Below are 19694 nucleotides of genomic sequence, written 5' to 3'. Positions count from 1 at the left end.
TGATAGGGCGCATTGCCTAACGAACCGCTAAGTGGAAATTTACCGTCCGCCCGCCGCGCGGAGCGAGGGCGGAAGGAGGGGCGCAACCCGCTTGTAGAGGCCGCTGGTGTTGCACGCGGGCGCGAATGCCTCGCTCTGCCCGGTGACGGTCTCGCCGGCGCCGATCATCAGCCACCCGTCGTGCGCGGTGGCCTCGGCCAAGCGGCCGAACGCCTTGTGGCGATTGGCAGCGGCGAAGTAGAGCAGCACGTTGCGGCACAGCACCAGGTCGAACCGGCCGGGGTCGGGCGGTGCGTCGAGCACGTTGCGCTGCTGGAAGCGGATCGATCGGCGGAGTTCTGCGCGCGGGCGCCAGCCGTCGGCGCTTTCGTTGAACCAGCGCAGCATCTGCGACACGCCGAGCCCGCGCTGGATCTCGAACTGGGTATAGACTCCGCCGCGTGCCGCCTCGATCGCGCGGCTGGAGATATCGGTGCCGAGGATGTCGATCCGCCAGCCCTGCCAACGCTGCGGCTGGTCGGCGAACAGCATCGCGAGCGAGAGCGCCTCCTGACCGGTCGAGCAACCCGCGGACCAGATCGACAGCCGCTTGGTGTCGGCGCGCTTTGCGGCCAGATCGGGCAGCACTTCGTTGGCGAGGAGATCGAACATGATCCGGTCGCGGAAGAAGTAGGTCTCGTTGTTGAGCAGCGCTTCGACCACTTCGAGCGTCAGCCCCTCCTCGCGCGGATCGGCGAGCAGGCAGACAAGCTGGTCGAGGTTGGAGATGCCGCGCTCACGGAACAGGCCGGCGAGCGCGGTGTCGATCCGCCAGCGCCGGTTGGCGGTGAGCTGTTGGCCGGTGCGCGCGAACAGGAGGTCGGCGACGATCCGGTGCGAAACTTCGCTCATGCGCGCACCGCTTGCGCGGCGGCAGTCATTGCGGCGAGCCGGGCGGCGATCTGGTCGGGCGGAAGCACCGCGGTTGCGAGACCCGCCTCTGCGACCGCGCGCGGCATGCCCCACACGGCGGAAGTGGCGGCGTCCTGCGCGAAGATCGTGCCGCCTGCCTGCACCAGCCGGGCGGCACCGATCGCGCCATCGCGGCCCATTCCCGACAGGATTACACCGAGGGCGCGGCCGCCGGCGGAGTCAGCCAGCGATTCGAACAGCGGGTCGACCGACGGGGTGCACCCGCTCGGCACTGCGTGGTGCGCGATTCCGGTCACCAGGCGCGCGCCTTCGCGGCGGACGATCATGTGCCCGTCACCCGGCGCGACATGGATGCGGCCGGCTTCGGCAATGGTGCCGGGACCGGCGACCACCGCTGGACGTCCCGATGCCGCGGATAGTTGGCGGGCCAGGGTGCCCATGAAGCTCTCGGGCAAGTGTTGGACGACAAAGATTGGCAGTGTGAACGACTTGGGCAGCGCGCCCAGCAGCAAGCAGAGCGCATGGATGCCGCCGGTCGATGCACCGATCGCCAGCGCCAGCGGCTCCTCGCGCGCAGGGTTGCGGCGCAGCGGCGCGACCGGGACCGGGCGTCGCGCCGCAACAAAGCCGGTTGCCGGCGACCCGGCAAGCGCGCGGATCTTGGCAATCAGCGCGCGGCCGTACTCGGCGTCGAACTCCCCGGCGCGCGGCTTGAGCAGGGTGTCCGCGGCTCCCATCGAGAGCGCGGCGAGCGTGTGCTCGGCGCCCTCGGCAGTGAGCGATGACACGACGAGGACCTGGCCCCCGCGCGCCAGCTCGAGAATCTTAGGCAATGCCCCGATGCCGCCCATCCCGGGCATCTCGAGGTCGAGCAGGATGACGTCGGCCGGCGTCTCGGAAATCCGTGCAATCGCCATTTCGCCGGTCGTGGCCTTGGCGACGATTTCGCAGTCGGGCTCAGCCTCGACGATCCGCGAGAGGACGGTGCGCGCGACCAGCGAATCGTCGACGATCATGACCCTGATCGTCCGCCGTCCGGCGAGCGGCCGGTGCGGGGGCGGTCCGGTAAGCGGGGCCGGCCGGTCCACGACGCGGGGCCTCAGGCGAAGCCGACGAGCTGGAGCTTGATCTGCAGCGTCTCGTGGTCGAACGGCTTCATCACGTATTCGTCGGCCCCGGCGCTGATCGCCTCGCGGATGTGCGCGACGTCGTTCTCGGTGGTGCAGAACACGACCTTCGGCTTGTCGCCGCCTTCGCGCTGGCGCAGCTGGACGATGAATTCGATCCCGCTCATCACCGGCATGTTCCAGTCGAGCAGGATCACGTCGGGCATGCCCTCGGCGCAGCGGTCGAGGCCGTCGCGCCCGTGCTCCGCCTCGTCGACCGAGAAGCCCAATGATTCGAGGATGTGACGCGACACTTTGCGGATGACCCGCGAATCGTCGACGATCAGGCAATGCTTCATAGCGGGGGCGATCCGGCTGTTATTTTGTTCGTGGGAGTAGGCCCGAGCGGTAACCATCCAATTAAGCCGCCACCAACGGAGGGCCCGCGAGGAGCGCGCCGAGCGAAATGAGCAGGGCGGGGCCGCGATCGGTTTCGATCAGGCCCTCGCTCACACGATCCCAGCCGAAGCCGGCATCGCCAGCGACCGGCGCGGGATCACCCAACGCCGCGGCGACATCGTCGATGGCATCGACCACCAACGCGTAGCGGTGGCCGGAGTGATCGACGATCACCGCGCGGGCACCCGTCTCGGGCAGGCCATGCGGCGGCAGGCCGATCGCCGCTGCTGCGTCGATCACCGTGAGAGTGTTTGAGCGGAGCGCGGTCAGACCGAGGACGAAACGCGGCGCGCCCGGCACGCTGCAGATGGCCTCGAGCTCGACCACCGACTGCACTTCCGCGGTGCGGAGCGCGGCGCGGCGGCCGGCGATCTCGATCACGACGACGAGCTGGTTCATGCGGCCCTCCCGCTGCGGAGCGCGGCCAAGGCGGCGCTGAACCCCGCGCGATCATAGCGATAGAGCGAGCCGGGCACCTGGCCCGCGCGCTCGGGGTCGGAGCAGAGGGTGATGACGGTCCCGCCAGCCGGCGATGCCTCGCCGCCCTCGGTCGCAATCGCGACATCGGCCACCCCCTCGAAGCTGTCATCGACCACCCGGTAACCCGCGGCCTCGACCAGCGGGGCGAGAATCGTGTGCGCCCATTGGTCGCCGCTCGGCAGGCGGCAGACTGGCGGATCGAGCGCGCGCGGCGGCGCGGCGAAGCAGGCGAACAGCCAATGCGTGTCGAGCACTTCGGTCGGCAAACCATCGACCAGCGTCGTGCCTTCGGCCTCACCCGTGCGGCGTGCAGCCGCGACTTCTCCGGTCAATTCGACCGTGTCGAGGATGCGGTCGATCGCGTAGGCGATCTCGCTGTCGCCGTCGCCGAGGCGAAGCACGCTGACCTGTTCGCCCAGCGCGGCGGCGTCGGACACGCCGGCAAGCGGGAACAGCGAGTCGCCGATCACGACGCGCGGCGGATCGGACGCAAGATCGACGCCGGCGGCGGAGACCCGCTCGATCCGGCGGATGGCGCCCAGCCGGACGACCTTGCGGCCCCCATCGAGCCCCATGAACAGCAGCGCAGGTGTGCCGCGGACCTGCTCTTCGGCCACCTCTTCGCTCGCCCGCGCGCGCTTCTGGACGTCGCCGATGAGCTGCGCCTTGCGCGCGATGCCGGCGATATCGAGCATTAGCACCGGGTTACCGTCGTCGAGCAGCGTGCTCCCCGCATAGAGACCGGTCGCCATCACGGCGGGGGCCAGCGGCTTGATGACCAGTTCCTCGTGATCGAAGATCCGATCGACCGCGAGCGCGAACAGGTCGCCGCTGGCGAGGCGGATAAGGACCAGCGTGCTGTCCTCGGGGCGCAGATGATCCGCGAACCCGAGCTGCTCGCTGAGCGAGAGGCAGGCCACCCGCTTGCCGCGCACGGTGACCAGCGTCGCATCGCCCGCGCGGGCGAACTCGATATGGCTGGCGGAGCCGTGAACGATCTCCTCGACGTACGAGCGCGGCATGGCGAACAGTTGCTCGCCCGCGCCGACCGTCAGCGAAGGAATGATGCTGAGCGTCAGCGGCAGGCTGAGCACGATGCGGGTGCCTTCGCCCGGACGGCTGTTCACCTCGATCGATCCGCCGACGCGTTCGATGTTGGCGCGCACCACGTCCATGCCGACGCCGCGGCCCGAGACCGAGGTCACTTCGGCTGCGGTCGAGATGCCCGGCTCGAAGATCAGCGCCTGGCGGGCGGTGTCGTCGAGTCCATCGGCTTCGGCGCGCGAGATCGCACCGGCGGCAACGGCCTTCTCGACCAACCGCATCCCGTCGATCCCACGTCCGTCGTCCGCGATCGCGAGCATGATGCGGTTGCCGCTCTGGCGGGCGGAGATGTGCAGCGTGCCGATCTCGCGCTTGCCGGCGGCGAGCCGCTGCGAGGGCGGCTCGATGCCGTGGTCGATCGCGTTGCGGATGATGTGCGTCAGCGGATCACGGATCATCTCGATCATCTCGCGGTCGAGCTCGACGTCGCCGCCTTCAAGATCGATCATCACCTGCTTGCCGAGCTCGGCGGAGAGATCGCGCACCAGCCGGGGCAGGGCGCCGAACAGGTGCTCGATCCGCTGCATGCGCATGCGGGTGACCGCCTCGCGCACCTGGTCGAGGATGGTCGAGAGCCGCTCGAACGGGCCATGCACCGCCGGGTCCACCCCAGCGTCGCGCATCCGGCGCGACAGGTCGTTGCGCGCGAGGACGAGGTCGGACACGCTGCTCATCACGCTGTCGAGCAGGCCAATCGGCAGGCGGATCGAGCGCTGGGCGCCGTTGGGCGCAGTCGAGCGTGCGCCGCTCGCATCGCCGGCGCTCTCGGCCAGCAAGTCGGCCGAGTCCGCACTGTCGGGTTCGAGCGCCGCAATGAGTACATCCTCGCCGCGCGTGGGCAAGTCCTCGCCCGCCTCGATCGCGTCGATCATCGCGCCGATGCGATCGACAATCGCGAGCACCGCGGTGACCAGCCGCGGGCTGGCAGAGCGGCGGCCGGCGCGTACTTCGGCGAGCGCATCCTCGGCCGCGTGGCTGAGCGCCTCGAGCCGGGGAAAATCGAAGAAGCCGCAGTTGCCTTTGACCGTGTGGACGAAGCGGAAGATCGCATCGAGCCGCGCGCGGTCGGCCGGGTTGGCTTCCCATGCGACCAGCTCGCCCCCGACGGCGGCGAGCATCTCGCGCGTTTCGGCCAGAAATTCGGCCAGCAGATCGTCCATCGGTGCCCCCGGTAAGCGCTTGGCACCGGCTATGGGCGCGCGATGGTTAACTCCTCGTAAGCGAGGGCGCGTTTGCGGTCGCGGGGAGGCTGCGGCATAGCGCTGCGTGATGGCGGGCCGCTGGCAGTTCTGGATCGACCGCGGGGGCACCTTCACCGATGTCGTCGCCCGATCGCCGGACGGCGCGGTGCGGACCGCCAAGCTGCTGTCCGAAGATCCCGGACATTACGAAGACGCCGCGCTCGAGGCGATGCGGCGGCTGTCTGGGGTGCGCGAAGGTCCGCTCCCTCCGGCCGATATCCGCATCGGCACCACCATTGCCACCAACGCGCTGCTCGAGCGCAAGGGCGAGCCGGTGCTGCTCGCGATCACCAAGGGCTTCGGCGATGCGCTGGCGATCGGCACGCAGGAGCGGCCGGACATCTTTGCCCGCGAGATCGTCAAGGCGCCACCCCTGCCGGCCGAAGTGCTGGAGATTGATGAGCGGGTCACCGCGGATGGCAAGGTGCTGCGCTGGCTCGACCAGCGGGCGGCGCTGGAGGGACTGCGCGCCGCGCGCGGGCGGGGCATCCGCGCGGTCGCGATCGCGCTGATGCACGGCTACCGCCACTCGTCTCACGAAGCCGCGCTCGCCGAGCTGGCGCGCGAGGCGGGCTTCGACGAGATCGCGGTCAGCCACCGCGTGTCGCCGCTCGCCAAGCTGATCGGGCGGGCGGACACGACTGTTGCCGATGCCTACCTGACGCCGGGGCTGCGGGACTACGTGAGTCGGGTGACCGCAGGCCTCGGCGAAGATCACGAGCCGCTGTTCATGCAATCGAACGGCGGGCTAGCATCAGGGCCGGCGTTGCGGGGCAAGGACGCGATCCTGTCGGGCCCGGCGGGCGGGATCGTCGGCATGGCGGAGACCGCGCGCGCCGCTGGCTACGACCGGGTGATCGGGTTCGACATGGGCGGCACCTCGACCGACGTGTCGCTGTTCGCTGGCGCCTACGAGCGCGACAGCGAGAACCGGGTCGCGGGCGTGCGCATCCGCGCGCCGATGCTGCGCATTCACACCGTAGCGGCGGGCGGCGGCTCGTTCTGCCGGTTCGACGGTGCGCGCTTCCTTGCCGGGCCGGAGAGCGCGGGCGCGCAGCCGGGTCCGGCGTGCTATCGCCAGGGCGGCCCGCTGACGGTGACCGACTGCAACCTGATCCTCGGCAAGCTCCAGCCCGAGCACTTCCCGGCGGTGTTCGGCCCCGGAGCCGACCAGCCGCTCGACCGCGCGGCGTCGGAGGCGCGGATGGACGAGGTGCTCGCCCAGGTCGGCAGTGGCATGACGCGCGAGGAGGCGGCCGAGGGCTTCGTCGCGGTGGCGGTCGCCAACATGGCGCAGGCGATCCGGGCGGTGTCGGTCGCGCGGGGGCATGACGTCGCGCGGTTCGCGCTCAATTGTTTCGGGGGAGCGGGCGGGCAGCATGCCTGCCTGGTGGCCGATGCGCTGGGGATCGAGACGGTGCTGGTGCACCCGCTGGCGGGGGTGCTGTCGGCTTACGGGATGGGCCTCGCCGATCGCCGGGCGGTGCGCGAGGCGACCCTCGGACTGCCGCTGACAGGGTGCAATGAAGCGCTTGATCGGGGCACCGAACAGCTGGCCGAACAGGCGTCGCACGATCTGGTCGCGCAGGGTGTCGAGCGGGAGCTCATCCAAACGACGGCGGAGGCGCATATCCGGCTGTCTGCGGGCGACAGCACGATCGCCGTTCCCCTCGCTGACGAGAGCGCAATGCGCGCCGCCTTCGCCGAGGCGCATCGCGCGCGGTTCGGGTATGACACCGATGCCGCGCTGGTGATCGACATGGTGCGGGTCGAGGCTTTCGCGGCCGGAGAGACGCCGGACCCGTTGCAGTTCGCGAGCGGCAGCGCGCCGGGCGAGCCGCTCACGCTAGCCCGGTGCATGATGGCGGGTGAGCTGCGCGAAACGCCGGTCTTCGACCGCGCCCAGCTCGCCGCGGGCCAGACGATTGCGGGCCCCGCGCTCGTCATCGACCCGGTGGCGACGCTGGTGGTCGAACCGGGCTGGTCGGCGCGGCTCGATGCGGGCGGAATGCTCGTGCTCACCCGCTCGACCATCGCCCGCTCCGATACCGCCAGCACCGAGGCCGACCCGGTCCGGCTCGAGATCTTCGGTGGGCTGTTCATGGGCGTCGCCGAGGAAATGGGCGCGGCGCTGCAGCACTCGGCGAGCTCGGTGAACATCCGCGAGCGGCTCGATTTCAGCTGCGCGGTGTTCGACGGCGAGGGCAACCTGATCGCCAATGCGCCGCACATCCCGGTGCACCTGGGCTCGATGGGCGACAGCGTGCGGACGGTGATCGGCAACCGGGGCGGGGACATGCGCGCAGGCGATGCTTACGCGCTCAATGCGCCCTACGCGGGCGGGACGCATCTGCCGGACATCACCGTGATCGCGCCGGTGTTTGCGGGCGGCCACGCGCCTGCGTACTACGTGGCGGCACGCGGGCACCATGCCGATATCGGCGGGATCGCGCCCGGCTCGATGCCGTCGAATTCGACCCGGATCGAGGACGAGGGCGTAGTGCTCGATGACGTGCTGATCGCGCGCGACGGCCATTTCCTTGCGGAGGACCTGCGCGCGCTGCTCGGCTCAGGACCGCATCCGGCGCGCAACATCGAGCAGAACCTCGCCGATCTCGCCGCGCAGGTCGCGGCCTGTCGACGGGGCACGGAGCGGTTGCTCGGCCTCGTCACCGACCACGGCGAACCAGTGGTCACCGCCTACATGGCGCACCTGCTCGCCTTCGCCGAAGGCTCGGTGCGCGCGTTGCTCGAAAGCCTCGGCGACGGAGGCCACCAGCTCGCGATGGACAACGGCGCACACGTTTCCGTCGCGATCGAGATCGACCGGACGAACCGGCGCGCCATCATCGACTTCGCCGGCACCAGCGCGCAGCTCGGCGACAACTTCAACGCGCCGCGCCCGGTGGTCCGCGCGGCCTGCCTCTACGCGATCCGCACGCTGACCGGCAGCGCGATCCCCTTGAATGACGGCTTCCTGCGCCCGGTCGAAATCCGCGTCCCCGCGCATTCGATGCTGTCGCCCGAGTGGCCGGCGGCGGTGGTGGCGGGCAATGTCGAGACCAGCCAGGTGGTGACCGACGCGGTGCTCGGTGCGCTCGGCGCACAGGCGGGCAGCCAGGGGACGATGAACAACTTCACCTTCGGCGACGAGGCGCGGCAGTACTACGAGACGATCGCTGGCGGATCGGGCGCGGGGCCGGGGTTCGCCGGCGCCGACGTGGTCCAGACCCACATGACCAACAGCCGCCTGACCGACCCCGAGGTGCTGGAGGACCGCTTCCCGGTGCTGGTCGAAGAGTTCTCGATCCGGGGCGGATCGGGCGGGGCGGGCCGATGGCGCGGCGGCGAGGGCGCGGTGCGGCGCATCCGCTTCCGCGAGCCGATGCGCGCCAATATCCTGTCGAACCGCCGCAAGGTGCCGCCGGCGGGGCTGGCGGGCGGCGAAGATGGCGCGTGCGGGGTCAACCGCATCGAGCGGGCTGACGGTTCGGCAGAAATGCTCGGCGCGACGGCAACGGCGGATATGCTCGCGGGGGACGTCTTCGTGATCGAGACCCCCGGCGGGGGCGGATGGGGAGAGCCTGACTGATGTGGGTCTTGCTGGGAATTGCGGTGATCGTGGTGGGCTTCCTGCTCCGCTTCAATCCGCTGCTGGTGGTGGCGGCGTCGGCGCTGGTGACGGGGCTCGCGGCCGGGCTCGATCCGCTCAGCGTTCTTGCTGCGTTCGGCAAGGCGTTCAACGACGCGCGCTACGTCAGCCTGATCTACATCGTGCTGCCGGTGATCGGCATCCTCGAACGGCACGGCCTGCAGGAGCGCGCGCGGACTGCGATCGCTTCGCTTCGGGGCGCCACCGTCGGGCGCCTGCTGATCGGCTACCTGCTGTTCCGCCAGGTCACCGCCGCGCTCGGCCTAACCTCGATCGCGGGCCCCGCGCAGAGCGTGCGGCCGCTGGTCGCGCCGATGGCGCAGGCGGCGGCCGAGCGGCAGGGCGCCGACCCTGAGAGCGACCGCATCCCCGCGATGGCCGCGGCGACCGACAACGTGGGGCTGTTCTTCGGCGAGGACATCTTCATCGCGATCGGATCGATCCTGCTCATGGTCGGCGTGCTCCACGGGTTCGGCATCGAGGCCGAGCCGCTCGAGCTCGCCAAATGGGCAATCCCCACCGCGCTGTGCGCGTTCGCGATCCATGCCACGCGCCTGTGGTTGCTCGACCGCAAGCTGGCACGCGAGCGGAGGGAGATTGCGCTGGGAGATGCGGCATGATCGGTCTCGAATTCGGCTACGCCGTCGCCGGCGCAGTGTTCGGCGCTTATGCCCTGCTGTCCGCCACCGACCGCGCCAACCCCAGGCGCTGGGGCAACGCGGCGTTCTGGGGCCTGCTGGCGGTGAGCTTCTGGGCCGGCGACCTGCTGGGCGATATCGGCAACGGGCTGCTCGTGCTCGGGCTGGTGTTGATTGCCGGCCTCAAGCTGATGGGCAAGGGCGCGCGGCCGACCACCTCGCGCGAAGAGCGGCAGGCCGAGGCCGCGGAGCGCGGCAACCGCCTGTTCCTGCCGGCGCTGATGATCCCCGCTGTCGCGCTTATCGGCACGCTCGTGTTCAAGCAGATACCGCACCTGTTCGACACTAAGCAGGTGACGCTGGTCGCGCTCACCCTCGGCGTCATGCTCGCGCTCGCCGCCTGCTACGCCTGGCTGCGCCCCCACCCAGTGACGCCGATCGCCGAAGGGACGCGGCTGATGGACAGCGTCGGCTGGGCCGCCATCCTGCCGCAGATGCTCGCCAGCCTCGGCGCGGTGTTCGCGCTCGCGGGCGTGGGGGAGGTGGTCGGCGGGATCGCGCAGGGAGTGATCCCCGACGGCAGCCGGCTGGGCGCGGTGGCGGTCTATGCGCTCGGCATGGCGGGCTTCACCATTATCATGGGCAACGCCTTCGCCGCCTTCCCCGTGATGTTCGCCGGAGTCGGCATGCCGGTGCTGGTGGGCATATGGTCGGGCGACCCGATGCGGGTGGCCGCGATCGGTATGCTGGCGGGCTTCTGCGGCACGCTGATGACGCCGATGGCAGCCAACTTCAATCTGGTCCCCGCCGCGCTGCTGGAGCTCAAGGACCAGAACGCCGTGATCAAGGCGCAGATACCGACCGCGATCCCGCTGCTGCTGGCGAATATCGCGCTGCTCTACTTCCTGGCGTTCGGGTGAGCGCGGCACGGCACGCACGCTCGGGAAACGATTTTCCTACAGGGACGCCGGGGTGCTAAATGATGGCGATGGAGTGCTCCCGCCATGCAGATTGGAAGGTCACAATTCCGGACAACCAGAAGGTGACATTCGTGACAGCGGATATTGCCGCGTTCAACCGAAAATCCGGCCTGATTTCGGTATGTTGCCGGAGGTACGCGTGACCTTCCGAGTTTCAAAAAACGGGGTGCATCAGTGTGACACGGCCTGCCGGAGCGGCCGATGCTGAGCGAACCTACCGCGCGCAACTTCGTGCATATGACGCTGCCCAACCTCACCCGGCGTTGGCCCTACAAGCTCGACCAGGTGCTGAACGGCCCCGACGATGTCGCCGGGCCCGCCGCGATCCACCCGATCTTCCACGGCAGCTTCGATTGGCACAGCTGCGTCCACGGCTACTGGCAGGTGCTGCGCCTTCTGCGGCTGTTTCCCGACATGCCCGAGGCGGCCGACATCCGCGTGCTCGCCAACGCCATGCTGGTGCCGGCCAAGGTCGCGGGCGAGGTCGCCCGGCTCGACCGGCCCTTCGGCGCCAGTTTCGAGCGGCCCTATGGCTGGGCCTGGCTCCTCGCGCTCCATGCCGAAACCGCGCGGCACGACGCACCGTGGGCCGCGGCATTGGAGCCGCTCGCGTTGCGCTTCGCGGCGCAGTTCCGTGAGTTCCTGCCCAAGCTCACTTATCCGATCACCGTCGGCACCCACTTCAACACCGCCTTTGCGCTCGTCCTGGCGCTCGAGTGGGCGGAGAGGCGCGATCCCGTACTCGCCACGCTGATCCGCGAGCGCGCGGTGGGATGGTTCGGCGACCGCGCGGACTATCGCGGCTGGGAGCCGGGCGGCGACGAGTTCCTTTCGCCTGCGCTCACTGCCGCGCTGCTGATGAGCCGCGTGCTGCCACGCGACGCTTTCGCCGCGTGGTTCGAGAGCTTCCTCCCGCACGCGGACAGCGGCGCGCCGCAGATGCTTTTCGAGCCGGTCCACGTGTCCGACCGCAGCGACGGCAAGATCGCCCATCTCGACGGGCTCAACCTCAGCCGGGCGTGGTGCTGGAACGGCATCGGCGCGGCGCTCGGCGAGCCCGGTCGCTTCGCCGCGGTGGCGCAGCGGCACATCGCCGCCAGCCTGCCGCACATCGGCGAAGATTACATGGGCTCGCACTGGCTCGCGAGCTTCGCGCTGCTGGCGCTTGAAGCCGCGGCGTGCGATAAGTAGCGCCAAGCAACGGATGCAAGGAGAGTCCCCGATGGCCACCCAGCTCAAGCCCCGGATCGAATGCAGCGAGGCCGAATGGCAGGCCCGGCTCGACCTTGCCGCCTGCTACCGCATCTTCGACCACCTCGGCTGGTCGGAATCGATCTACAACCACATCAGCGTGAAGGTGCCGGGTGAGGACGACGCGTTCCTGATCAACCCGTTCGGGCTCCTGTATGACGAGGTGACCGCGTCGAACCTGGTCAAGATCGACATCGACGGCAACGTGCTCGCCGGCAACTACCCGGTGAACAAGGCCGGCTTCACCCAGCACGCTTACTTCCACCGGCACATCGAGAGCGCGCACGCGATCTGCCACACGCACACCACCGCCGGCATGGCGGTGTCGAGCCACAGCCGCGGGCTGCTGCCGATCAGCTTCTACGCCTGCAACTTCCAGGGCCAGATCGGCTATCACGACTTCGAGGGCGTGACGGTCCGCGAGGAAGAGGGCGAGCGACTGCTGCAGAACCTCGGCGGCAAGCGCATCCTGATGCTCAGGAACCACGGTCCGGTGGTGATGGGCCGCACGATTCCGGAAATGTTCGTGACCGCCTGGTCGCTCCAGCGCGCGTGCGAGATCCAGATCGCGGTGCTCAGCCAAGGTGAGCCGATCACCGTGCAGCAGGACGTGATCGACGTGCACCAGCGCGATCTCGGCCAGGTCGCGCTGCCCGGCGGGCCGGGCAAGGCCGATTTTGAGGCGTGGAAGCGCAAGATCGACCGCATCGACCGCAGCTGGCGCGACTGATCCGCCACCCATGACCGCGCTGACCGTCAACGGACGGCCCGTTCGCTTCGACGTCGATCCGCAGACGCCCCTCTTGTGGGCGCTGCGCGATGCGGCGAACCTGACCGGCACCAAGTACGGTTGCGGGGTCGGGGACTGCCGCGCGTGCACGGTGATCGTCGACGGCGAGGCGTTGCGCAGTTGCCTGATCACGGTCGCCGAGTCCGAAGGGCGCTTCGTCACCACCATCGAGGGCTTGAGCCGCGACCGCAGCCATCCGGTTCAGCAGGCGCTGGTGGCGGAGCAGGCGATCCAGTGCGGCTTCTGCACGCCGGGCATCGCGATGGCGGCCGCCGCCCTGCTCCAGCGCAATGCCGACCCGAGCGAGGACGAGATAAAGGCGGCGATCCCGAACCTGTGCCGCTGCGGGGTCTATCCGCGGCTGGTGCGGGCGGTGCAACGTGCCGGCCGGGTCGCGCGGCGGGAGGAGACGATCAGCGCAGCGCCGGCTCCGGGGATCAGTCCCGAGGACGCCGCGCGCGCGGTCCCGGCGATGAACCGCGCGGACTGATCAGGGCTCGGCCCAGCGGCGCAGCAGGTTGTGGTAGACGCCCGTGAGCTCGATCACCGGGCGTGCATCGTGGCCCTGTTCGGCGGCGACCTGGCGCACCGCGTTGTCGAGATCGAACAGGATCCGCCGCGCGCCGTCGTCGCGGATCATCGACTGGACCCAGAAGAAGCACGCGGTCCGCTCGCCGCTGGTCACCGGCTCGACCCGGTGGAGGCTGGAGGCGGGGTAGAGCAGCATGTGCCCCGCGGGCAACTTGACCGACTGCGCGCCGGCGCGGTCCTCGACCGTCAGCTCGCCGCCGTCGTAGTCCGCGGGGTCGGTCAGGAACAGCGTTGCCGACAGGTCGCTGCGCACCCGCAGACCGCCCGGACCCAGCCGCACCGCGTTGTCGATGTGGGTGCCGAAGGTCTCGCCGCCGGCATAGCGGTTGAACAGCGGCGGGAAGATCTTCGCCGGCAGCGCAGCGGCGATGAAGGTAGGGTTGGCCTGCAGCGCCTCGACCACAAGTCCCCCCGCCTTGCGCGCCGCCTCGCTGCCTTCGGCGAGCTGCCGGTTGCGCTTGGCGAGCGCGGACTGGTGGCCCGAGGTGGCGTTGCCGTCGACCCACTCGCCGCCCCCGACGAGCGCGCGCACCTCCGCCAGCTTGGCAGCGTCGAGCACATCGGGGATCGCAATCATCATCGGCGGCGCCCTTCGGTCAGAGGGTGTAGAACAAGCTCAGCGTCGCCTGCCGCGCTTCGCCGGGCGTGGCCCAACCGCCGGTGATCACGCCGCTGGTCGCGTTCACGTTGTTGCGGATGCCCGTGTAGTAGTCCTCGCCGAACAGGTTCTGCACGTTGAACTGCGCGGTCAGCCGCTCGGTCACGGGGTACGACATCAGCAGCCGCTGAGTCACGTAGTCATCCGAATAGAACTGCGTGCGCTGGAGCAGGGTGCGTTGGTGCAGCGCGAATTTGCCCTGGTAGGTCAGGCCGTAACCGACCTCGAGCCCGAACGGGAAACGGTACGAGGTGAACAGGCTGCCCGAATGCTTCGGCGTCTGCAGCAGCCGGTCGCCCGCCTGCGGATCGGGGATCGCCGCGCTGTTGAGGCACGCCGCGCTCGGGGCGGCGAGACAGGCGTCGGACACGCTCTGCCGCACCCGGCCGTCGAGGTAGGTGTAGTTGGCGAACACCAGCCAACGCGGGGTGATGTAACCCGACGCGCCAAGCGCGATGCCGTCGACCCGCGAGTGCCCATCGAGGACCTGGAGGCCGGCGGGTTGGGCGGGATCGTTGGAGGGCACGCGGAAGTTGGTCCGCTCGTTGCGGAACAGCGCGGCGGTCAGCAGCACCTTGCCGAGCTCCGCCTTGGCGCCGATCTCGTAGCTGCGTGCTTTCTCCGGAGCGACGGCGCATGGGTCGGCAGCGCCGGGTGCGCTCGGCACGCCGCAACCGAGGCGGACGGTCGCCGAAGAGGGCGTCGCCGAGTTGGCATATGCGGCGTAAAAGCTCACGTTCCGCGCCGGCTTAAACACCGCGCCCGCGCGCCACGAAAACAACGTTTCGTCGCTATGCTGCGGCAGCTTCTGCAGCGCGGTGAGCGGCGCGGTCCCCGGCGGGTAAAAGGCCAGCGGAATCGCGCGGAACGTCGCCCGGTTCTTTTCCCACCGCACTCCGCCGTTGAGCTCGAACATGTCGTTGAGCTCGAGATTGTCGAACGCGTAGATCGCCTTGTTGCTCGTGCTCGACTTCGAGAAGGCGGTCACCGTGCGGTTGAGCGGCTCCGTGTAGGTGGTGTCGGGGTTGGCGAGGCTGATCTGCGGCAGCGCCAGCGCCTGCCCGGCGGCGTTGCGGATCAGCGAAGCAGTGAGGATCGAATAATCCTCCTGCGCAAGCGATCCGCCGATCACGAGCGTGTTGCGTAATGTCCCCGCATCGCCGCTGACCACGCGCAAGTCGGTCTGGTTGTAGAGAAGCTGGTTCTCCTGGTCGCGGATCAGCCCGCGCGGGCCGTTGGGCTGGAAGAAGCCGGGTGCGACCGTTACCGGCAAGGAACCGAAACCGCCGCCCGGTAAGGCGACATTGTTGATCGTCGCCGTGCACGCGGCGCCAACGCTGCCGCCCGGCACGGAAGTGATCGGCTGGCGCCCCGTCGAGCTCAGGCAAAACGTACCCTGCGACGCGCTCGTCTGGCTGTATTGGCCCACCCGCTGCCAGCGCGTCAGGTTGCGAATGCTGACCGCGTCGGAGAACTCGTGGCGGAAGGTGGCCGAGAGCCGGTCGACGGTCACATCCTGCCGGTCGAGATTGACGATCCCGAAATAGTCGCTGTCGTCGATCTCGGGAATCGGCCCGTCGTTGATCTCGTTCTTGAAGTAAGGAACGCCGTAGACGGGAGTGTTGTCGTCACGCTGGTGGAACCAGTCGAGCGTCAGGCTGGTCGGCCCGTCGATCCCGAAGGTGATCGCCGGCGCTACACCCCAGCGCTTGAACCGCTCGACATCGCGCCCCGGCACATCGTTGCGGTGGATCATCGCGTTGAGCCTCACCGCCACCATCGGCGAGAGCCGTAGGTTGCTGTCGATCGTGCCGCGATAGTAATCGTCGGTACCGATGCCGGCCGACAGGATCGTCAGGTCGTTCGGCTGCGGCGTCTTGGTCGCGAGGTTGATCGTCCCGCCGACCGAGCCCGAACCCGAGTAGGCCGAGTTCGCGCCGTTGTAGATTTCGATCTGCTGGATGTAGAACGGATCGGTCCGGCTATATTGAGCGCTGTCGCGCACCCCGTCGATCGTGACGTCGTTGTTGGCCGAATAGCCGCGCAGGTTGATCGAATCGCCGTAGCCGCCGCCGCCTTCGCCCGCACCGAAGGTAATGCCGGGAATGGTCGCCAGCGCGTCGCGCAGGGTGAGCAGGTTCTGCTTGCGCAGGGTCTGGTCGCTGATCACCGTCACGGTCTGCGGCGTGTCCAGCAAGGGCGCGGTGGCCTTGGGGCTCTCGACCTCGTTCTCGACCCGCTCGCCTGAGACGATGATCGAAGGTGCAGCGGCATCGGCCGCGTCGTCCGCAAGCGCAGGCGCGGAGTGGAAAGCGCCGACGCACGCGAGGGCGAGAAATGGCACGTTCGCCGGGACGGCGGTCAAACTCTTCATTGGTCTTTCGATCCCCTTGATTGCAACCGCCGCTATTGCGAGTCTTTCGCAACGTCAATGCATATTGCAACTCATTCGCAAAAAGGTTTGGAGTTGAGCCAATCGGCAACACGGCTATGCGCATGCGAAAGGAGACCGAGCGATGAAGGCGACGATCTGGCACAACCCCGAATGCGGCAAGTCGCGCGCCACGCTGGCGATCCTAGAAGCGCGCCCGGAGCTGGACCTGACCGTGGTCGAGTACCTTAAGCAGCCGCCCACGCGGGAGAAGCTGACGCAGCTCTACCGCGATGCCGGAATCGCGCCGCGCGAGGGTGTGCGTACGTTCAAGACCGACGCTGAAGAGCGCGGCCTGACCACGGCCGAGGATGACGTGGTGCTCGATGCCATGGTTGCGGAGCCGCGCCTTATCGAACGCCCGCTGGTCGAAACCGACAAGGGTGTGCGCCTGTGCCGTCCGCCGGAACGGGTAGAGGAAATCCTCTAGCTAAGCGCGTGGCGCTTCGAGCTCCGCATCGCTCGCCAGCGAACGCCAGCCGAGCACGAACACCGCCGCGCACAGCGCGCAGATCGTCGTAAAGCCGATCCACGCGTGGTGGCCGTAGAGCCACACCCCGATCGGCGCCGCGACCACATAGGCGGCCCCGTTCACCGAGGCGACGATGCCGCCGATCTGGCCCTGCTCCGCGCGAGTTACCGCGAGCGAGGCGCCCGCGGTGAAGCCAGGCCGATACAGCCCGAACCCCATCGAGGCGATCGCCATACCCAATGCGATGGCATGGAGGTTGGTCGAGAGCGCGAAGACCACGATTCCGACGATCGCCAGCGCCATGCCCCACAACGTCGAGCTGCGCGGGCCGAGCTTGAGGCGCGGGATGAGGCCCCACTGAGCAAGCAGCGTCGCGATGGCGCCGCACATCAAGACGAGGCCGATTGGCCCCGTACCTTCATTGGGCGTGGCCCGCAGCCCCAACCGGTCGAGAATGAAGAAGCCGACGATGCCGAGGAACGCGGCCTGTGCGTGCCCGCCGACGAGGCCCGCGATCAGCCATGGCCGCAGGCGCGGATCTCGCCAAGACAGGTCCGGAATCGCTTCGGCGGGCGGGGTGTCGGGACCTTCGTCATCGCCTTGCACTTGCGGGTTGGAATTGGCGCCGTACGGCGCGCCGACCACTTCGCTCTTGGCGGGAAACATCGGATCGTCGTTCGGCAGCGAGACGCGCAGCGCGATGAGCACGATCAGCGCCAGCACCGCAAAGGCGAAGAACGGTCCGGGCAATCCAGTCGCCGGGAACACCAAAAGCGGCGCCAGCGCCGGGCCGATCACCGTGCCGAGCCCGAAGCTCGACGCGATCAGCGCCATCGCCTGGGTCCGCTCGGCGCGCGGCGTGCGGCTCGCGACATAGGCCTGCACCGCAGGCGGGGCGGCCGAGCCGAACCCGCCATAGAGGCTGCGCGCCGCTGCGAACAGCAGCAGGGTCCACAGCGCGGGGAGCAGACCCGCGAGCCCGAACCACAGGATCGTGCCGCAGATCGCGAAGCTGGCGATGAAGCCGACCAGGCCGAGCGCCATCATCGCCTTGCGCCCGCGGCGGTCGGACCGCCGCGCCCACAGCGGCGCGCAGATCACCCACAGCAGCGCGGACCAGGTGTAGGCGAGGCTGATCCACACGTCCGCCACGCCCAGTTCGGTGCCGATCGAGGGCATGACCGATTGCATCGCGGTGTTGCCCGCGGCGGTCACCAGCATGACCATGAATAGCAGCGCCAGCCGCTCGCGCGAGATCGGCTTGCGCGGCGCCTCGACGATGGGGGCGACGGGTTCGGAGTCGGCCATTCGCGCGGCGCTAGCGGGCGCGGGGGGTGCTTGCAATGCGGCTGCGAAACTGCCAGTGCCGCGCCCTTGCAAACGGCCCCGTCGGGGCGGCAGACAGGGCGCGCTTAGCTTTGACCACCCCCAACGAATTGGCGATCCGCCGCCGCGAAAGCTTCGGCCAGAAGACGGCGCGCTTTTTCGGCCAGTGGGGCGTGTTCTTCCGCGGCTTCCTCGAGCATCCGAAGATGGTCGGCTCGATCATCCCGTCCTCGCGCTTCACGATCGACAAGATGCTCGGTCCGGTGAAGTGGGACGAATGCCAGGTGTTCGTCGAGTACGGCCCCGGCGTCGGCACCTTCTGCCGCCCGGTGCTGGAGCGGATGCGGCGAGACGGCACGCTAATCGTGATTGACACCAATCCGCTCTATATCGACTACCTCAAGAAGACGATCACCGACGGCCGCTTCAAGCCGGTGCTCGGCAGCGCGGCGGACGTCGAAGAGATCGTCCGAGCGCACGGATTCGACCACGCCGATTACGTGCTGTCGGGCCTGCCGTTCTCGACCCTGCCCGATGGCGTCGGCCCGGAAATCGCGGCCGCGACTTATCGCATCATCCGCCCGGGCGGCGCGTTCCTGGTGTACCAATTCAGCGCCGCCGCGCGCGATTTCATGGCCAAGCACTTCCGCCGCATCGACAGCGGGTTCGAGGCGCTCAATGTGCTCCCTTGCCGCCTGTTCTGGGGCTGGAAGGACTAAGCCTTCAGTCGAAGGTTTCGCGCACCGCTTCGGCCGACGGGCCGGCAAGCTGGCGATAGATTGCCGCCAACAGACTGAGCAAGATCACGTAGAACACGGCATAGACCAGGCTGGACACGATCGCCTGTCCGATTAACGCTGTCTCCGCTCCGCCCAGCGCGAGCACCAATCCCACGATACCGCTGACCACCGCTCCCACCAGTCCGAGGGCGAAGAACAGCAAGACCAGGAAGAAGAAGATCCGCACGGAGTTGCCCTTGGTCAACCGCCATGAGCGGCTGAGGGCGGCCATAGGATTGGCTTGCCGCTCGATCGCGATGACCGCAGGGGTGAGTATGAACTTCGCGAAGAGATAGCAAAACGCGACCAGGGCGAGCGCGCCGACAAGCACCCCGGCTGCGACCGACGCGCCCGCGCCAATCGCGATCGGCACCAGGAGCAGGAGCCCGAACAGGACGCTGAGCAGGAGCTGCGCGCCGATATACGGGAGGAACAGCCGGGCGCCGACCTTGAGCGCCTCGCCGACAGTCGGCCGGCTCCGATCGGTCAGCAGCGTAAGCAAGCCGATCATGCCGATCGAAAAGACGACTGTAAGCAGCAGGACGATCCACCAGATATCGCCGTAGAATGCGAGCATCGCCCGGCCCATCGCCTCGGGATCCGGGTTGGCGGCTTGCGAAGCCTCCAGCGCCGTCATCTGGTTCATCAGCAGCAGCATGAACGCGAGGTAGGGGAGGAAGAAGAATACCCCCGCAACGATCGCGACCACCTGGCGGTTGGCGCCAATCAGGCGCATCGCCTCGTTCCACGCCGCGCCCATATCGAATTTCATTGTGCCCGATCCCTCTTATGCGGCCTTCTCACCCCTTGATAACCGCCGCTTG

17 protein-coding genes are annotated in these 19694 nt (G+C 68.7%); 8 read left to right on the top strand and 9 right to left on the bottom strand.

Annotated elements, in window-relative coordinates; translation table 11 throughout:
* Window positions 1-39: 39 nt before the first annotated feature.
* From ELY12_RS06590 to ELY12_RS06570, 5 genes are all read right to left on the bottom strand, one after another.
* Complete coding sequence (locus ELY12_RS06590) at window positions 40-891, bottom strand: CheR family methyltransferase (protein WP_126175903.1); 852 nt, start codon at window positions 889-891, stop codon at window positions 40-42.
* Window positions 888-2000: a chemotaxis-specific protein-glutamate methyltransferase CheB gene (gene cheB, locus ELY12_RS06585; RefSeq protein WP_241229754.1), complete on the bottom strand. Its 1113-nt coding sequence runs from the start codon at window positions 1998-2000 to the stop codon at window positions 888-890. The genes ELY12_RS06590 and cheB overlap by 4 nt, the downstream gene beginning before the upstream one ends.
* An 11-nt stretch (window positions 2001-2011) precedes the next feature.
* Window positions 2012-2377, bottom strand: coding sequence for a response regulator (locus ELY12_RS06580; RefSeq protein ID WP_126175902.1), 366 nt, complete (start codon window positions 2375-2377; stop codon window positions 2012-2014).
* A gap of 61 nt (window positions 2378-2438) precedes the next feature.
* Window positions 2439-2876, bottom strand: a complete 438-nt coding sequence (locus ELY12_RS06575; RefSeq protein ID WP_126175901.1) for a chemotaxis protein CheW — start codon at window positions 2874-2876, stop codon at window positions 2439-2441.
* Window positions 2873-5221, bottom strand: coding sequence for a chemotaxis protein CheA (locus ELY12_RS06570; protein ID WP_126175900.1), 2349 nt, complete (start codon window positions 5219-5221; stop codon window positions 2873-2875). Before ELY12_RS06570 ends, ELY12_RS06575 begins: the two co-directional genes overlap by 4 nt.
* A 109-nt stretch (window positions 5222-5330) precedes the next feature.
* Here ELY12_RS06570 and ELY12_RS06565 point away from each other — a divergent pair, with 109 nt between their 5' ends.
* The 6 genes from ELY12_RS06565 to ELY12_RS06540 all read left to right on the top strand — a co-directional run bounded on the left by ELY12_RS06565 (window position 5331) and on the right by ELY12_RS06540 (window position 13103).
* Complete coding sequence (locus ELY12_RS06565; protein ID WP_126175899.1) at window positions 5331-8894, top strand: hydantoinase B/oxoprolinase family protein; 3564 nt, start codon at window positions 5331-5333, stop codon at window positions 8892-8894.
* A complete protein-coding gene (locus ELY12_RS06560) occupies window positions 8894-9574 on the top strand; it encodes a DUF969 domain-containing protein (protein ID WP_126175898.1) in 681 nt (226 codons plus the stop codon). Before ELY12_RS06565 ends, ELY12_RS06560 begins: the two co-directional genes overlap by 1 nt.
* On the top strand, window positions 9571-10512 hold the full coding sequence (locus ELY12_RS06555) for a DUF979 domain-containing protein (RefSeq protein ID WP_126175897.1): 942 nt from the start codon (window positions 9571-9573) through the stop codon (window positions 10510-10512). Before ELY12_RS06560 ends, ELY12_RS06555 begins: the two co-directional genes overlap by 4 nt.
* A 261-nt stretch (window positions 10513-10773) precedes the next feature.
* Entirely contained in the window at window positions 10774-11763 is a 990-nt protein-coding gene (locus ELY12_RS06550) for a DUF2891 domain-containing protein (protein WP_126175896.1), read from the top strand.
* Between the two features lie 31 nt (window positions 11764-11794).
* On the top strand, window positions 11795-12553 hold the full coding sequence (locus ELY12_RS06545) for a class II aldolase/adducin family protein (RefSeq protein WP_126175895.1): 759 nt from the start codon (window positions 11795-11797) through the stop codon (window positions 12551-12553).
* Between the two features lie 10 nt (window positions 12554-12563).
* Window positions 12564-13103 carry a (2Fe-2S)-binding protein gene (locus ELY12_RS06540; protein WP_126175894.1) on the top strand — a complete coding sequence of 180 codons (540 nt, stop codon included), beginning with the start codon at window positions 12564-12566 and terminating at the stop codon, window positions 13101-13103.
* On the opposite strand, the gene ELY12_RS06535 is transcribed toward ELY12_RS06540, so the two are convergent.
* Window positions 13104-13784, bottom strand: a complete 681-nt coding sequence (locus ELY12_RS06535; protein ID WP_126175893.1) for a Fe2+-dependent dioxygenase — start codon at window positions 13782-13784, stop codon at window positions 13104-13106. It abuts the gene before it with no gap.
* Window positions 13785-13800: 16 nt separating this feature from the next.
* Window positions 13801-16236 (bottom strand): TonB-dependent receptor, encoded by a 2436-nt coding sequence (locus ELY12_RS06530; protein ID WP_126175892.1) that lies wholly within the window; start codon window positions 16234-16236, stop codon window positions 13801-13803.
* Between the two features lie 142 nt (window positions 16237-16378).
* On the opposite strand from ELY12_RS06530, the gene arsC reads away from it, so the two are divergent.
* The gene (gene arsC / locus ELY12_RS06525; protein ID WP_126175891.1) at window positions 16379-16723 is read left to right on the top strand and encodes an arsenate reductase (glutaredoxin); all 345 of its coding nucleotides are present in this window, start codon (window positions 16379-16381) and stop codon (window positions 16721-16723) included.
* Here arsC and ELY12_RS06520 read toward each other — a convergent pair whose 3' ends face one another.
* Window positions 16724-18073 (bottom strand): MFS transporter, encoded by a 1350-nt coding sequence (locus tag ELY12_RS06520; protein WP_206435784.1) that lies wholly within the window; start codon window positions 18071-18073, stop codon window positions 16724-16726.
* Between the two features lie 110 nt (window positions 18074-18183).
* Between ELY12_RS06520 and ELY12_RS06515 the strand changes: the two genes are divergently transcribed.
* Window positions 18184-18810 carry a class I SAM-dependent methyltransferase gene (locus ELY12_RS06515; RefSeq protein WP_164549428.1) on the top strand — a complete coding sequence of 209 codons (627 nt, stop codon included), beginning with the start codon at window positions 18184-18186 and terminating at the stop codon, window positions 18808-18810.
* Between the two features lie 4 nt (window positions 18811-18814).
* Here ELY12_RS06515 and ELY12_RS06510 read toward each other — a convergent pair whose 3' ends face one another.
* Complete coding sequence (locus tag ELY12_RS06510) at window positions 18815-19642, bottom strand: DUF7847 domain-containing protein (RefSeq protein WP_126175890.1); 828 nt, start codon at window positions 19640-19642, stop codon at window positions 18815-18817.
* Window positions 19643-19694: the final 52 nt, after the last annotated feature.

This window comes from Tsuneonella rigui (genome assembly GCF_003958625.1).
Lineage (GTDB): Bacteria > Pseudomonadota > Alphaproteobacteria > Sphingomonadales > Sphingomonadaceae > Tsuneonella > Tsuneonella rigui.
Note: the sequence above shows the minus strand (reverse complement) of the source record. Positions and strands in the feature narration are given on the sequence as shown.